General features: G+C 70.8%; 13 protein-coding genes. 5 read left to right on the forward strand and 8 right to left on the reverse strand.

Features of this window, described 5'->3' with window-relative positions; genetic code table 11:
- The first annotated feature begins 398 nt into the window (after positions 1-398).
- The 3 genes from ACQP00_RS01580 to ACQP00_RS01590 all read left to right on the forward strand — a co-directional run bounded on the left by ACQP00_RS01580 (position 399) and on the right by ACQP00_RS01590 (position 2541).
- Positions 399-1268, forward strand: a complete 870-nt coding sequence (locus ACQP00_RS01580) for a helix-turn-helix domain-containing protein (protein ID WP_433213215.1) — start codon at positions 399-401, stop codon at positions 1266-1268.
- Between the two features lie 13 nt (positions 1269-1281).
- Positions 1282-1497, forward strand: a complete 216-nt coding sequence (locus tag ACQP00_RS01585; RefSeq protein WP_433213218.1) for a DUF397 domain-containing protein — start codon at positions 1282-1284, stop codon at positions 1495-1497.
- Positions 1498-1650: 153 nt separating this feature from the next.
- Entirely contained in the window at positions 1651-2541 is an 891-nt protein-coding gene (locus ACQP00_RS01590) for an L-threonylcarbamoyladenylate synthase (protein ID WP_433213220.1), read from the forward strand.
- On the opposite strand, the gene ACQP00_RS01595 is transcribed toward ACQP00_RS01590, so the two are convergent.
- Both ACQP00_RS01595 and ACQP00_RS01600 read right to left on the reverse strand, forming a co-directional pair.
- Positions 2538-3926 carry a class II fumarate hydratase gene (locus ACQP00_RS01595; protein ID WP_433213223.1) on the reverse strand — a complete coding sequence of 463 codons (1389 nt, stop codon included), beginning with the start codon at positions 3924-3926 and terminating at the stop codon, positions 2538-2540. The genes ACQP00_RS01590 and ACQP00_RS01595 overlap by 4 nt on opposite strands.
- Before the next feature lie 11 nt (positions 3927-3937).
- Complete coding sequence (locus ACQP00_RS01600) at positions 3938-6832, reverse strand: BTAD domain-containing putative transcriptional regulator (protein ID WP_433213226.1); 2895 nt, start codon at positions 6830-6832, stop codon at positions 3938-3940.
- Positions 6833-7297: 465 nt separating this feature from the next.
- On the opposite strand from ACQP00_RS01600, the gene ACQP00_RS01605 reads away from it, so the two are divergent.
- Complete coding sequence (locus ACQP00_RS01605; RefSeq protein ID WP_433213229.1) at positions 7298-8566, forward strand: hypothetical protein; 1269 nt, start codon at positions 7298-7300, stop codon at positions 8564-8566.
- Here ACQP00_RS01605 and ACQP00_RS01610 read toward each other — a convergent pair.
- On the reverse strand, positions 8563-9498 hold the full coding sequence (locus tag ACQP00_RS01610; protein WP_433213232.1) for a hypothetical protein: 936 nt from the start codon (positions 9496-9498) through the stop codon (positions 8563-8565). The two genes, ACQP00_RS01605 and ACQP00_RS01610, sit on opposite strands and share 4 nt — an antisense overlap.
- A 279-nt stretch (positions 9499-9777) precedes the next feature.
- On the opposite strand from ACQP00_RS01610, the gene ACQP00_RS01615 reads away from it, so the two are divergent.
- A complete protein-coding gene (locus ACQP00_RS01615; protein WP_433213234.1) occupies positions 9778-10473 on the forward strand; it encodes a hypothetical protein in 696 nt (231 codons plus the stop codon).
- Here ACQP00_RS01615 and ACQP00_RS01620 read toward each other — a convergent pair.
- From ACQP00_RS01620 to ACQP00_RS01640, 5 genes are all read right to left on the reverse strand, one after another.
- On the reverse strand, positions 10424-11239 hold the full coding sequence (locus ACQP00_RS01620) for an endonuclease/exonuclease/phosphatase family protein (RefSeq protein WP_433213237.1): 816 nt from the start codon (positions 11237-11239) through the stop codon (positions 10424-10426). The two genes, ACQP00_RS01615 and ACQP00_RS01620, sit on opposite strands and share 50 nt — an antisense overlap.
- A 78-nt stretch (positions 11240-11317) precedes the next feature.
- Positions 11318-12532, reverse strand: a complete 1215-nt coding sequence (locus ACQP00_RS01625; RefSeq protein ID WP_433213240.1) for an McrC family protein — start codon at positions 12530-12532, stop codon at positions 11318-11320.
- Positions 12529-13065: an AAA family ATPase gene (locus ACQP00_RS01630; RefSeq protein WP_433213243.1), complete on the reverse strand. Its 537-nt coding sequence runs from the start codon at positions 13063-13065 to the stop codon at positions 12529-12531. Before ACQP00_RS01630 ends, ACQP00_RS01625 begins: the two co-directional genes overlap by 4 nt.
- The gene (locus ACQP00_RS01635) at positions 13059-14708 is read right to left on the reverse strand and encodes an AAA family ATPase (RefSeq protein ID WP_433213246.1); all 1650 of its coding nucleotides are present in this window, start codon (positions 14706-14708) and stop codon (positions 13059-13061) included. The genes ACQP00_RS01630 and ACQP00_RS01635 overlap by 7 nt, the downstream gene beginning before the upstream one ends.
- Positions 14709-14728: 20 nt before the next feature.
- Positions 14729-15361: an IclR family transcriptional regulator gene (locus ACQP00_RS01640; protein WP_433213249.1), complete on the reverse strand. Its 633-nt coding sequence runs from the start codon at positions 15359-15361 to the stop codon at positions 14729-14731.
- Between the last annotated feature and the right edge of the window lie 27 nt (positions 15362-15388).

Below are 15388 nucleotides of genomic sequence, written 5' to 3' on the forward strand. Positions count from 1 at the left end.
TGCGCTGCGGGAGGCGCCCGGCCCGCGTGAAGCTGTTCGCCGCGCGTTGCCTTGGCTCGCACGGCCATGACCGCCCGCACTTGGTGCAGCGACCGAAGCAAGCGGGCAGTGTCTGATGCTCGTCGATTATTCGTTTGGCGGCGTCGAGGACGGCGCTGAAGCCAACTCGGGCATGTGACATGGAGCCTCCGCCCCTAACGTCTGAAAGCACTCATGAAAAACGCCGCACCGTGGCATCTCGGCCGGGCTGCCTCCAAGGAGAGGGCGGCGTCTATAGGTGGAGGTTGCCACTGTAAGTAGGCGAATGCAACCCTTACATACTCCAGGTCATCAAATGGTGCACTGGCGGACGTCCTCATGGCCGCCGCAGGGCAGACTCACGGGAACGGAGCGAGGGGATGGATGACATGGCGCGAAAGCCACTGCCGACGCTGCGCCTTCGGCGTTTGGCGGCTGAGCTGCGCAGTCTTCGGTCGGCAGCCAGTCTGAGTCGGGAGGCGGTCGAGGAGCGGACCGGAATCACCGGCACGACGCTGTACCGACTGGAGACGGCCAAGGTCCGCCCGCAGCGCCGGACGCTCAACTCGCTACTTGACTTGTACAACGTTACCGACGCGAAGGCCCGTGAGGACCTTCACGCACTGTCGCGTAAGAGCGGCGATCCCGAGTGGCTCCAGTCGTACCAGTCCGAGCTCACCGAGCAGTACATGACCTACATAGCCTTCGAGCAGGAGGCCCGCGAGGTCCGCAACTTCGAGTCGCTGTTCGTCCCGGGACTACTGCAGACAGAGGCTTACGCCACTGCCGTGATCGCGGGAGTGCTCCCGACGGCGACGCCGGAGGAGGTGGCGAACCGTGTTCGGGTGCGGCTGCAGCGGCAGAGGTTGCTCGAGCAGCAGGAACCGCTGCGTCTGTGGGCCGTCGTGGACGAAGCCGCGTTCCGGCGGACCGTCGGAGGCTCCGCGGTGATGGCGGATCAGCTCCGGACCCTCGCGGAACGGGCGGCGTTGCCTCATGTGTCGGTTCAGGTGATCCCGTTCAATGCGGGCGCGCATCCCGGGATGCCGGGATCGTTCTCGGTCCTGAGCTTCGCCGACTCTGCGGATCCGGACATCGTCTACACCGATTCGATGTCAGGCGACCTGTTCACGGACTCGCCGCCAGCCGTCCGGCGCCATATGCTGACGTTTGCGCATTTGCAATCGGTGGCTGTCAGCCCGGCCGACTCCATCCAGTTGCTCAACCGACTTGTGGACGAGCTCGAATGAGAGGCAGCACCCGATGATCGAGAACCCTGCGTCGCACTCGCCGGAGCTGGCTTGGCGGAAGGCTCGGCGCTCGAGTGGCAACGGTCAGTGCGTCGAGGTCGCGACTCCGGGTGCCGTTCAGGTCCGTGATTCCAAGGACCCAGACGGGCCCGTACTGACCTTCGCCGCGGCCGATTGGACCGCGTTCATCAGCGACGTGCAGCAGGGACGTTACGGCCTGAACGCCTGACGGCGGCACGACTACGAGCACCAACCCGGCCTCGTCCCGCGATCCAGGCACTCGGTTGCGTTCGTTTAGGCTGTCTCACTTGTGAGGCGAATTATCCCGGCCGACCGCGAAGGCATTCGCCAGGCCGCGGAGCTTTTGCTCCGGAACTCGGTGGTGGCGTTCCCCACCGAGACCGTCTACGGCCTCGGCGCCAACGCCCTCGCGACCGACGCGGTGTCCGAGATCTACCGCCTCAAGGGTCGCCCGGCTTGGAACCCGCTGATTGCCCACGTCGCGTCGGTGGAGGAGGCCCGCGCCCTGGTCGCCGAGTGGCCGGCAACGGCTCAGATCCTGGCCGAACGGTACTGGCCGGGCCCGCTGACCATCGTGCTGACCCGCGCGCCGGACGTGCCCGCCGCCGCGGCCGCCAGCACCGGCCTGATCGCCATCCGCATCCCCGCGCACTCCGTGGCGCTGGACCTGATCAGGGCGGCCGGCCTGCCGCTCGCGGCGCCGAGCGCCAACCGGTCGGAGAGCATCTCGCCGACGACCGCCGAGCACGTGCTGCGCAGCCTGCCGGACGTACCGCTGATCCTCGACGGCGGCAGTTGCACGCTGGGCATCGAGTCGACCATCGTCGACCTGTCCCGGCCGCGGCCACGACTCCTGCGGCCGGGGGCGCTTCCGCTGCGGGCGCTCCGGGACGTGATCGGCGGGATCGACCTGCCGCCGTTCGATCTTGAACCGGGTGTGGCCGCGCCGGCTCCCGGCTTGTCACGTCGCCACTACGCGCCGCGCGCGAAGGTGGTGATGCTGCCGTCGGTCACGGCGGGGGACGTCGCCTCGGCTGCGGGGCCGGTCGGGGTGCTCGGCTACCACGTGCCCGAGCAGCCGGTCGATCACCTGGAACTGCTGCCCGACGACCCGGCCGGATACGCCGCCGACCTGTATGCGGCCCTGCACCGCCTGGACGACGCCGGCGTGGCCACGATCCTGGTCGAGGAACCGCCGCCGGACGAGGACTGGATCGCGGTGCGCGACCGCTTGGCCCGCGCCGCCGCCTAAGATCGCGGTTTGGTCATGCTCAGCAGGTCGAGGGCCTCGTCCAGCTGCTGCTCGGTCAGCGTGCCCTGTTCGACGTGGCCGCGCGACAGCACCACCTCGCGGATCGTGCGGTTCTCCTTCAGCGCCTGCTTCGCGATCGACGCCGCCTCCTCGTAGCCGAGGTACCGGTTCAGCGGCGTGACGATCGATGGCGAGCCGGCCGCGTACCCCTCCAGCACCTCGCGGTTGGCGGCAAGATCGCGGATGCAGCGCTCCTCGAAGAGGCGGGCAACGTTCGTCAGCAGCCGGATCGACTCGAGCAGGTTGCGGGCGATCACCGGCAGCATGACGTTCAGCTCGAAGTCGCCCTGCGAGCCCGCGAACGCCACGGCCGCGTCGTTGCCGATGACCTGGGCGACGACCTGGCGAATCGCCTCCGGGATGACCGGGTTGACCTTTCCCGGCATGATCGACGAGCCGGGCTGCAGGTCCGGAATCGCCAGCTCCCGCAGGCCTGCCCGGGGACCCGAGCCCATCCACCGGATGTCATTGGCGATCTTGTACAGCCCGACAGCGATCGTCCGGATCACGCCCGACGCCTCGACCAGGGAGTCGCGAGCACCCTGGGCCTCGAAGTGGTTCCGCGCCTCGGTGAGCGGCAGCGACGTGGTCTCCGCCAGCAGCGCGATCACCCGCGGCGCGAACCCCGCCGGCGTGTTGATCCCCGTCCCCACCGCGGTCCCGCCCAACGGCAGCTCGGAAACGCGGGGCAGAACGGCAGCGATCCGATCGACACCGTAGGAGATCTGCGCCGCGTACCCCGAGAACTCCTGCCCCAGCGTCACCGGCGTCGCATCCATGAGGTGCGTGCGGCCCGCCTTCACGAACGTGGCGAACTCCGAGGACTTGGCAGTCAGAGCGGCGGCCAGCGACGTCAGGGCGGGGCTGAGCGAATGCGCGAGCTCGCCCGCAACCGCGATGTGCATGGCCGTAGGAAACACATCGTTCGACGACTGCGAAGCGTTCACGTGGTCGTTCGGATGCACCGGCTTGTCCAGGGCGCGCGAGGCGAGCGTGGCCACCACCTCGTTCACGTTCATGTTCGACGAGGTGCCCGAGCCGGTCTGGAAGACGTCGATCGGGAACTGGTCCGCGTGCTCGCCGTCCGCGACCAAGCGGGCCGCGTCCGCGATCGCGTCCGAAATGTCGGCATCGAGAACGCCGAGCGAGCCGTTCACCGCGGCCGCCGCCGCCTTGACCGAGGCCAGGGCGCGGATCAGGGCGCCTTCCAGCACCACGCCCGAGATCGGGAAGTTTTCGACTGCGCGCTGGGTCTGGGCCCGCCACAGCGCGGACGCCGGAACGCGGACCTCGCCCATGGTGTCGTGCTCGATGCGGTACTCCATGGATCCATCATTCAGCGCGAAAGCGCCGACAGGTCGGTTGCGCCGAGTGATGTGAACAGCGCAACAGCCTCGTCCGGCCGGCCGAGCCCGAACAGCGCCCGCGCCTGCTCGTAGCGGTCGCCGATCCGGGAGGCCTTCGCGAACGCCTCCTTGTTCAACCAGTCGGCCTCCTGCGAGCGGTCGAGCGCGCGCAGGGTGAGGGCCAGGTCGTTCGCGGCCAAACACTGACCGGATACGTCCGCCACGCGCTCCATCTGGTCGCGCGCGGCGCGTTGGCACGTTTCAGCGTCGGCCAGGCGGCCCGCCAGCCGGTACGCGGTGCCGAGCTTGCTCAGGGTCTCCGCCGCGCCGTACTGGTTGACCGAGTCCCGCTTCAGCACGAGCGCACGCTGCAACAACGCGGTGGCCACGGTTAGGTGACCTAGGTGTAGATGGACCAGCCCCAACTCGCCTAGGCTGATCGAGAACGGGCGGATGCCGCCGATCCGGCGCGCGACGGCCAGCGCGCGGCGGTTCGCGGTGAGCGCCTGTGCGTAGTTGCCGGCCTGGGTGTGCACCAGCGCGACCGTGCTGTGCAGCTTGAACTCCAGGCTGGGCGGCATCTCGGGCAACCGGACCAGCGCGGCGGCCTCGGCCGACGCGATCGCCTCCGGGTACTGCCCGAGCCGGCTGTGCAGCATCGCCAGATTCGTGAGCGCCGTGCCCACCAGGCGGGGCAGATCCTCGCGCTCGGCGATCCGGATGACGGCCTGCAGCGTGGTGAGCGCATCGGTCAGGCGGCCCATCCGGAAGTACACGGCGGCCAGGTAGTTGCGGGATTCCGCCTCCAGCTCGGCGTCGGGCAGGGCGACCGCCGCCTCGATGGCGCGTTCGTAGAGGTCGAGCTGGTGCGAGCCGAAGCCGAAGCCGAACAGGAACGGCGAAACGGCGCGGGTGAGCATGCACGTGTGCCGATGGTGACCGGACTCGGCGGCCAGGCGGGCCACGCTGAGCACGTTCGGCAGTTCGCGCTCCAGCCAGCGGCGGGCCGCCGGTGGGTCCGCGAAATCGAGCGCCGTCGGCGGCGGGGTTTCCAGCCTGAGCAGGGACTTTGCGTCCGAGAGCTCCATGAACCGGGTCGCGCTGACCACGCTGTACAAATAATGATCCAGAAGCCTTCCGACCGCCGCGGTGTCGTCCTGCGCGAGCTGGGCCGCGAAGTCGCGCAGCAGGTCGTGCAGCCGGTAGCGCCCGGCCGCCGGGGCCTCGACCAGGTGCACGTCGACGAGATCCTCGAGCATCGCCTCGGCCGTGGCCTCGGGCAGTCCGGCCAGGGCCGCGGCCGCCGCGGGCTCGAAGTCGCCCGACGGGTGCAGTCCGAGAACCATGAAAAGCTGCTGCGACGGTACCGCCAGTTGCTGGTACGACAACGTGAACGCCGCTGCCACGGTCCGTCCGTCGACGGCGAGCTCGGGCAGCCGCCGGTCCGCCGTGCGCAGCCGCAGGGCGAGATCGGACACGCTCCAGCCGGGCCGGTGTTGCAGGCGGGCACCCGCCAGCCGTACCGCCAAGGGAAGTCGACCACACAACTCGGCGACCTCGACGGTGCTCATCGGGTCGGCGTAGGCGCGCTCGCCGACGGTGCGCCGCAGCAGCTCGACGGCGTCCTCGATCGGCATCACGTCGAGCGAGACCGTCTGCGCGCCGTCGAGGCCGGCCAGGCGCCGCCGGCTGGTGATCACGACGCCGGTGTGCGCGGTGCCGGGCAGCATGGGCAGAACCTGTGCGGTGTCGAGCGCGTTGTCGAGCAGCACGAGCACCTGGCGGTCGGCCAGTTCGGTCCGCCAGAGCACCGCCCGGTCGTCGAGGCCGTCCGGCACCCGCTCGCTCGGCACCCCGAGCTGGCGCAGCAGGGCCCCGAGCGCCTCGGCCGGGTCGAGCGGGGCGCGGTCGCTGTGGCCGCGCAGGTCGAGGTACAGCTGGCCGTCCGGGTACCGCTCGCTCGCCGCATGCGCGACCCGCACCGCCAGCGACGTCTTGCCGGTGCCGGCCATCCCGTCGATCGCGATCACTTCCGGCCGGTCCGCGCGCAACGCCTCGACCAGGTGCTGAATCAGTTCGGCGCGGCCCGCGAAGTCGGCCACATCGCGCGGCAGGCAGCGCGCCGCCCGGCGCCCGAGCGAGCGCGGCGTCTGCGGCAGGAGGAGCGCGGCGTCGCCGTTGAGGATGCGCCGGTGCAGGTCGGCCAGCTCGGCGCCCGGCTCGATGCCCAGCTCCTCGGCGAGCAGGGCGCGGCCCCGGCGGAACACCGCGAGCGCGTCCGCGCGCCGGCCGGTGCGGGCCAGGGCGGTCATGAGGTGGCCGCGGAACTGCTCGTGGTGCGGGAAGCGCTCGACCAGGTCGGCCACCTCGGCCAGGATCTCCTCGGCCAGGTCGAGCTGCAGCTCTAGGTCGAAGCAGAACGCCATGGCCGCGGTCCACTGCTCCTCCAGGTGCGCGGCCGCGGCCTGCACCACGTCGGAGTCGACGTCGGTGAGCGGCCGTCCGCGCCACAGGGCGAGCGCCGCGCGCAGGTCGTCGCGGCCGCCGGCGAGATCACCCTCCGCGGCGGCGGCCCGCCCGCGTTCGACCAGGGACGCGAACAGCGCGGCGTCGAGATCCTCCGGGCCGACCTTGATCCGGTACCCCGACGGCTCCGTCACCACCAGGTCCTCGGGCAGGCCGGCCTTGCGCAGCAACTGCCGCAGCCGGGACACGCAACTGTGCACCTGGGCCCGCGCGGTCAACGGCGGGCTGGTGTCCCAGAGCGCAGTGATGACCTGCTGCACCGGTACGAGCTGACCCTCACGCAGCAGCAGCAACGCCAGGAGCACGCGCTCGCGGGGTGCAGCGACCGTGATCTCCGCGGCCGGCGTGCGGATCTGCACCGGACCGAGGATCGAGAATCGGGTCGAATCGCGCATCATCACCCTCTGTGCGGCCGCCGCCTCCCCTCGAAGCTGCACGCTGATGAATCTGATGGTAGTCAGATGAGAGCGCCGAAAGAGCAGCGGCGGCGACCCTTTTTCACGGGAGCGCATGCTCGTGCCGGAATGCGCCCAGAACGCTCGCCTTACTCAGTCAAGGCGGTCGGGTTGCTCTGGGCGAACGGGGATATTTCGGGATGAGCAGGCGAAACTTTTGATTGCGGGGCTGCGCCCGATGTTGTGTGCGGCCCCCGAATCCGTTACGCCAGGCGTTCTGCGCCTCGCGTAACGGACTTTTCGCCTGACGGGGTATTCGCCATTGTTTGGGCGATTTCCGAGAGGCAGGCTTCGCGCGGCATCTGCGGCGTCGAGGGGGTGTCGCAGATGCCGTACGGTCTGCGCGTGCGCCCCCTCCACCCTTCCGCCATGCCCCCGCAGATGATCGAACGTGCCACCCGGCATCGGCTCGAGGGCGACTGGCGACGGGCGTGCGCGGCGGCCTACGTCACCGTCTCGCCGTATGTGGCGGACGTGCCGGAGCTCGAGCACCTCATCCCCGACCTGCTGCGCTGGCACATTCCGCGCGACCCTCAGACCGGCCTGTTCAAGCCGCACCGGTCCTACGCGCTGGCTCCGCTCCACGACCAGCAGGTCCTGGTCGCGCGCACCCCGGGCCCGGGCGGCGACCAGCAGCTCGTGCTCGACGGCGGCGACCGAGGCCACGCCGGCAACACGTTCCTGCTGCTCCGCGATCATTGGGACGCCAGGTGTACCGCCCAGCTCCTCACCCGCTGCGGCGGCCCCGACTTCCTCACCTCGAAGCCCCTCCTGCTGGACGAGTCCGGCCGGCACGCCGAGGCCTGGGCGGCCGCCGGGTTCGACCTTGAGGTGCTGTTGTTCGACAAGCGGTGGGGCCGGGCCGGCGACTTCCCGGATCCCGAGTGGCGCCGGCAGGCCGTGGAGCAGTCGCTGGCCTGGCTCCGGCCGGCCTTCGCGTTCCTGCCCGAGGCGGTCGAGCGGGTAGCCAACGACACCGGCCTGGTCCGCATCGAACTGCGCGCCCGCCGGCTGGTCTTCGAGGCCGGCAGTCGCCGGGTCCGCCTCCTGTGGAACACGCCGAACCCGGACGCCGAGCGCGAGGAGTTCGGGGTCGAGCTTTGGCGGGTACCGTCGATGCCGCTGGCCCTTGCCCGCCGCCCCGAAGCGCTGACGGCGTTGTTGCGGGGTGATCTGAGCCCGGATGATCTGCACCCGGTGATGTTCGCGACGCTGTTCCCGGGCCGCTCCGGCCCGCACCCGCGGCCGCTCGAGCCACTGCCGTCGGCGGTCGTCGTGCACTGCGGCGGCGCCGTGCACACGGTGCGCATGGAGGACGGCCGGATCACCATCCCGCACACGCCGGAGGAGATCGCGCGGGAGCGGGCCTTGATCGCCCTGGGCGGCGCGCCCGTCGGCTGCCTGGCCGCCCTGGACGGCTGGTCCGACCCGCGCGTGCCGCTGCCCCGGCCCATGCGCCGCGTGCGTGACGAGTTCGTCCTGCGAGCGGCGCACGGCGACGTGTGGTCGGTGGACGCGGCCCTGCGCAACGGCCTGGACGACTCGGTACGCAGCGCCGACGGCTTCGACCTGGAGAGCATGCTCGCCTGGACCCAACCGCCGGGAGCCCTGCACAGAGCCATGTCCCGGCGTCCCTAACCCCGGCGCGGCCTCCTCACTCGGGGGCGGGTCGTGGGCTCGGCGTCACGGGTCATCGCGTGCAGCACCAGCTGCAGCCGTCGTGGCTGGTGGCGGGCCGGTAACTCCTCCAGCAGCGGAATCGCATCGGTCGGCAGCATCGGCAGCGCGTGCCCGAACAGCCGGGCAAAGGTCGCCCCCGCCCCCGAAGGCGCATCCGGCGACAGCCACCGCATCGTCCGCAGCGGCTCCCGCGTGCGCCTGTCGGCCGGCTCGGATGCGTCGACCAGCAAGAGGCAGCGCTCGCCGGCCGGGATGAGCTCGCCCTCCAACAGCACGGCCTGGGTCGTCGTGCGCAGCCAGCCGATCACCTCCGGGCCGTTCGCGAGCACCCGGTCCACCAGCCGCGAACGATCGGCGCTCGGATCGAACAGCGCCGCGTCCAGCAGCCCCGGCAGCAGCAGCGAGCCCGCGTCCCACAGGGCCGCGGTCAACGCCGTGACCAGCTCGGCGACCTCCGTCAGCGACACCCGCTCCGGCGCCAGCCCCCGCCAGAACAGCAGCTCGTCGAGGACCGTGTCCGGCCGCGCCCCGTCCCGGTCCCGCACCACCTCGGCGATCGTCGTCCCGAGCAGCCGCAACGGCGCCTCCGGCCCGACTTCGACCAGCTCACGGCCTTGCGCCGCGACGGAGCGCAGCACCGCGGAAGGCACGCCGAGCACGTCGGCGACCGCCTCCGGCAGCAGCTCGTCCACCGGGTGCTGCCGCGCCCGGGCCGCGAGCCGGGCGCCCCACATCAGCCGGGCCTGGGCCGGGGTCGAGGGCCAGACAAGTCGCAGCAGCTCTCGAACACCGGCATCGAACGAGGGGCCGCCAAAGGTCGTCGGATCGCAGAACGCCTGCCCAACGGGGCCGTCGCCGGCGATGATGCGCAGGTCAGAGGGGCCACTCACGTTCGCGACCGGGTTGAACAGCACTGGCGAAAACCTCCCGCGACGGTCCGTACCGACTCCCGAAACCCTACCGCTTTTCGAACACACGTACGAACACAAAATCGGCACGGATTCATGCGCTCATGCATCTGTTCATGTCTATGGCCGTGGGTAACACGCGTGTGACGCTGGGTGTTCTTGAGCTTAGGTCGGTGATGCAGCGTGGCTACCGGTCGTCACAATGACAGCTGTTCGAACGGACGCAGACATGCCTGCCACTGCGGCGGCTGCGGCGGATCCTTGCATGGCTGGCGAGCATGGCTCGATCTGGCCATCGGGCCGAACGCCGAGCGAACCCAGCGGTGGAACCGGCGGGACCGCGTGCTGGAGCGGGTGCCGGCTTACGGCCTTCGCCGCAACCAGCGTAACCGCGAGATCGTAGGTGATCTGGCGCGAATAGACATCAGCGGCTGGCTGTCGGTCGAGGGCCGGCGCACCCGGCTGCACAACGCAATCGAGCCGTCGGTGGCCCGCCCGACCGTCGCCGAGCAGGTCGAGGCCCTGGCCGAGGGGCTGGCCCGGGAGCCGTGGGAGCGGATCTCCGAGGACCTGCCGGACCCGATCGCGATCGGCCGCGAGTTCGCCGACCACGGCTGGTGCGACGTGCTCATCGGCCTGGTCCGCGGCCTCGAACTGGAGTCCGACGTCCGGGACTGGATGCGGCACGTCCTGGTCGACTCGTCCCGCGCCCCGAACCGCCCGCGCGTCGACGCGGACATCGCCGACGTCGTGGTCGGGCACGTGTGGAAGGCGTTGCAGAACGGACCGTACAACTGGCTGGAGCGCGACCTGCGATCATTGCGCGTGCTGGCGGTCTTCATGTGCCCCGCCCCCGAGGCCCACGCCGAGGTGCGCGAATACGCCCTGCGCCCCGAGATGGAAATGCTCAGCGACCAGACCCGGGAGCGCCTGAACCAGGTCCTCGGCCGACTCTGACCCGCGCGGCAACGGGAAGGTGATCGCTGCCGGTCCTTCCGAGGGCCCAGACCGCGGTCACCTTCCCGCCGTTGGCCATGACGTGATCGATCCGCGCAATGGGCATGCGCGCCGGAAAACTGAACGCCGGTGTACTGCGAGCGGTCGTCATCGTTCGGGTGATCGGCTGGAGCCCGGGGTCATCGGCCGCACCGTTCAGATCGCCGATGAGCACCACGGGCTTCCGCTCTTGTCTGAGCCAAGCACCAAGTTGCGCCGCACTGTCATCCCGCCACCGCGTGTCGAACCCGCTCAACCGCATCCGCACGGACGGCAGATGCACCACGTAGACGATCACCCCGTTGACCTCGGCCCGCAGCCCGCGCCGCCAATCCGCCTCGAGCCCGCGCGGCTTGATGTCCACGGGCTCGGCCCGCTCGATCGGCCACCGCGACCACAGCCCAACCGTCCCGAACACCACCCGATGCGGCAACGGCACCGAGACGCCCTCGGTGATCTCTTCAAGACCAACCAGCCCCGGTTGTACTTCCATGAGCCTGGCCACGGTCCCGCCCGGATCACGATTCTCATCGCTGAAGTTGTGCTGCACCACAACGAGGTCAGCCGGCTGCCTGTCGGGCGGCAGGAACTGATCGCCGAACGTCCCCATCCACAGCGTTGCGGACAGTCCACACGCGAGCACCGCGTTCACGGAGCGCCGCCACACCGCGACCGCGAACAGGACGGGGACGGCGAGTCCGAGCCAGGGCAGGAACGCGGAGATCAAGCTCCCGAGGTGAAGATCCACGCATCCCCGACGCGCAGCCCCAGCCGCAGGTTGACCGCAACTCGGCCAGCTCCGGGACTATCTCGACGGACTGGATTGGCGCGACGCCGCCTGATCTGATGCGAGTTCGGCGGCGAGGGCCTCGATCTGCCGCCCCAGTTCGGGCAGCGGGGCGCCCAGGTTCAGCCCGTGCGCCATGACCCGGACGCCGCCGGCGATCTCGTATGCGCGCCATGGCTCGTGGTCGGTGGCGTAGACGAGGTGACCCGCGCGCAGGCCGAGGGCGGTGCAGTAGGCGAGCATCTGGTAGACGTCGGCGTTCGGCGGCGAGGCGCCGCTGGTCTTCTTGTACTTCGCGTCGGCCACCGCCAGGCACTGACGATCGCGCCACCACGAGATGTCCGGGTACATGCCGATGCGACCGCCGGCGTCCAGGTGCATCGGACGCTCGGCGATGACCTCGCCGCCGTGCGCGGCCGTGAGCGCGTGCCGCAGTACCGCGGTGAGCCAGTCCTGGAAGGCGGCGTTGAGATCGAACGCGAATCCGCTGGCCCTGACCCCGCCCGAGCCGTGTTCGAGACCGTGGCCGGCGAGGATGAGACGGGCCAGGCGCAGCGCCGGACCGTACCGCGCGGTGAGCCGGGTCGTGGTCGTCGCCGGCAACTGTGCACCGGCGGCCAGCCGGGTGACCTCGGCCAGCGCCTGGCCGAGACGGTGTAGCCCGCGGCGGGTGGCGGTAGGCACTTCAGGCGTCCGGTGCAGGCGCTCGATCGCGGCGCGAAGGATCTGATTCTCGGGGATGTCGATCGAGTAGTCGTCGTACCGGACCTCGAGCGGCAGCGCGCGCCCGAGTCCGCGGCGCAGCTGGTCGGCCTCGCGGAGCCGGCCTCGCAGCAGCGGCAGCGTCTCCTCGGCGACGCGGTACCCCTGCAGCACGCCCGGGGCCAAAGCGCGCGAGGCGGCCGCGGCGAAAGCGACGGCCAGCGCCGGCACGAATTCCTCCTCGGCGGCGAGGTCGGCCGGGTCGTTGCGCCAGCCGCGGGTGTCGTGCGCGTGGCCGAGCAGCCAGAGCAGGCGCCGGATCGGTAGCTTCGGGCGCACCCGCAGCTCCACCGGGCCGCCCTCGACCGGCACCTCCAGCACGCCGACGACCGACCGGGCCGTGAGCCGGAGCCGGCCGTCGAGCGTGAGAGCGGCGTCGACCAGGCCGGTCGCGGCCAGGGCGGGCCCGAGCGCGGCCGCATCCCGGTCGAAGAGCGCCGTCTCGTACTCCCGGAGCTCGAACCGCCTCATGCCGGCCCTTCGGCACTCCCGGCGCTCATCCGGCGCCGCAGGGCCTCCAGTCCGTAGCGCGCGTGGACGTCGACGCCGTCGCCGAGGTGCCGCTCCTCGAGCAGCGGCTCGATCGCGGTCCGCCAGATCCGGGCCAGCCCGCGTTCGTCGGCGACCCGCTTGTTCATCAGGTACGACGGACCGACGGCCGCGTCCCGGTCACCGATCGCGAGGTTGAGCGCGTCCAACAGGTCGGCGCGGTCCTCCGGCAGCTGATTCGCACGCAGCCACCGGCGCAGCATGTCCCGCAGTGGTGGCTCGCCCGGAAACAAGCCCTGGAACAGGAACCGGCGCCGCATGGCCGCGTCGACGAGCGCGATCGAGCGGTCGGCCGTGTTCATCGTGCCGATGATGAACACGTTCTGCGGCAGGTCGAAGTCCTCGGTGGGGGAGTACTGCAGCTGAATGCGGCGGCCGCGGTACTCCAGCAGGAAGTACAGCTCCCCGAAGACCTTGGCCAGGTTGGCCCGGTTGATCTCGTCGATGATCAGCACGAACGGCTGGGTCGGTTCCGCCCTGGCTTCGAGGACGAGCTGCTTGAACGGGCCGGCTCCAGCGAGAACGCGATCGCACCGGGCTGGTCGCCGCGGACCGGGCGGAAGCCCTCGAAGAAGTCCTCGTACGAGTACGAAGGATGGAACTGCACCAACCGGTACGCGTTGTCGTCCTCGCCGGTCAGGAACCGCGCCAGCTCATAGGCGAGGTAGGTCTTGCCGGTCCCGGGCGGCCCGTACAGGATGATCTGCTTCTTGTCGCGCAGCAGATCAACCGTCTCCTCCAGCCAGTCCAGGTCGATGTGGAGCCGGTCGGCGAGTGCCCGTGTCGGCTCGCGCAACTCCACGTCGACGGGCGCCGGTATCGGAGCCGGCGCCGGACGACCGTCGTCCGGCACGAGCGCGAGGAACTCCTCCGTGGCCGTGCCGAGGTCGATGACCGTGAGCTGACCGGCGAGTTTGTTCCGCGCGGTCTCGGACAGCTCGTCGCGTGGAATCGGCAGGTCCGGGTTCGCCCACTCGACGGACCGGCGGCGGTTCGAGACCCGTCCGGGGGAGTCGACCCAGGTGACCGGGCCGGTAATGGTGCCGACGTAGAACCCGTTCCAGTCGACGGTGACGACGATGTCACCCTCGCGCATCCGGTTCAGGAACCGGTCGAGCACGCCGACCCGGGCGCCGCGCTGGTTCGGAGTCATGTCCGGCACCGCGTGCTGGAGCTCCTGGTCGAGCTCGGTCCGCGCCAACCCCGGCTCCAGCTCCGGCAGCTCGGGGAACGCGATCGAGCAGAAGCCCTCCTGCAGCCACTGCCCGATCAGGTTGTGCCCGTGCACCTTCGCGCCGCGCACGAGCCAGCCCTGCGCCGGCCGCTCGTCCTCCTCGTCGGTGTCACGCCACTGCCCGACGTACGGCGGCGCGTAGAACCGGACCGCCGTACCGTCGCGATCTTCGAGCACCCGCCGGATCTCGGCCAGGTCCCGCTCCTGGTCACCGGTGACCTGCGGCAGCACGCCGGCGAAGGCGACCACGATCCGGGCCTTGTCCCGCCGGGACACGATCGCCGGGAACGTCTCCGGAAAGGCGAGGTTCAGCAGGATGTTGCGCTGGCTGAAGGCGCTGCCGATCGGTACCGCGTCGGCGATCTCGCGGAACGCCCACGGGTCACGCAGGGCCGCGTCTCGCCGGACGGCCGGGAGGCGCTTCCAGTGGTGGACGAATCGCACGAGGTAGGCAATCTGCCGGTCGCGCTGGGTCATGTACGCGGTGCCGGCCCGCACGAGGCCGGTGTCCAGCACGACATCGAGGTCGCCGGGCACCGTGACGGGCTCGGGCAGCAGGCGCAATGCCCCGCCGATCACCGCGCGCTTGGCGGTGCCGCCGATGTCCCGCGGCAGCACCAGGTGCAGGTAGATCAGCTCGGCCATGAGCTGGATCGCCGCGGGCGGCGCGCCGGCCAGCTGCCCGGCGAGCTTGTCCACGAAGCTGCCCCGGCCCGCGTCGGGCTGCTGGACGAAGGCGGCGTACAGCGCCTCGGCCGCTTCGGCGGTCCAGACCGGACGCCCGGGCGTGAAGGCGGAGCCGTCCTCGGCCAGGCCTGCTTCCAGGACCCGTCGGGCCGCTTGGTACACCAGTTCCTCGTCCACCTTGCTCCGTTCGGGTTCGATCAGGACAGGGCGCGGGCGATCGATGCGGCGGCTGAGGTCACCTCGGTCGGTACCGACGAAGGATCCAGCTCGGCGAGCGCCACGACGCCGACGCTGGCCTCCAGGCCCTCCACGCCGGGGATGGCCGCTGCCACGCCGTGGGCGCCCGGTTGCAGTTCGCCCGTGGTCGTCACTGCCGTGAAGTCGCCGCGGCGGCCCGCGAGGATGGCTTTGCCGGCTGCGCCCTGCTCCAGGGGGTGACGTGAGCCCGTGCGATATGCCACGTGGAACTGGGTCCAGCTTGGCTCCACCACGGCCAGGGCGTAGGCCTCGCCGCCGTCGGCGATGGTCAGATGGGCGGTGGCGCCGACCGTTTCGGCCAGGCGGCGTAGTGCCGGGAGGGCGGCGTCCGCGACCAAGGGCTGGGCTCGGCGGGCCAGATGGAGCAGGCCGGCGCCCAGGCGGAGGCGGCCGGCGCGGTCGCGGCGGAGCATGCCGTGTTCCGAGAGGGTGGCTACCAGGCGGTAGACCACCGCGCGGCCTACGCCCAGGGCGGTGGCCGCCTCGGTCATGGTCAGGCCGGACGGGGTGTCGGCGACCAGGTGGAGCAGGCGCAGGCCGCGGTCCAGGGTCTGCGCCGTCTCGGTTGCCACCGACACAGGCTATAGGCCGGTCTCCGT

The sequence above is a fragment of the Dactylosporangium sp. CS-047395 genome (genome assembly GCF_050942185.1).
Classification (GTDB): Bacteria; Actinomycetota; Actinomycetes; order Mycobacteriales; family Micromonosporaceae; genus Dactylosporangium.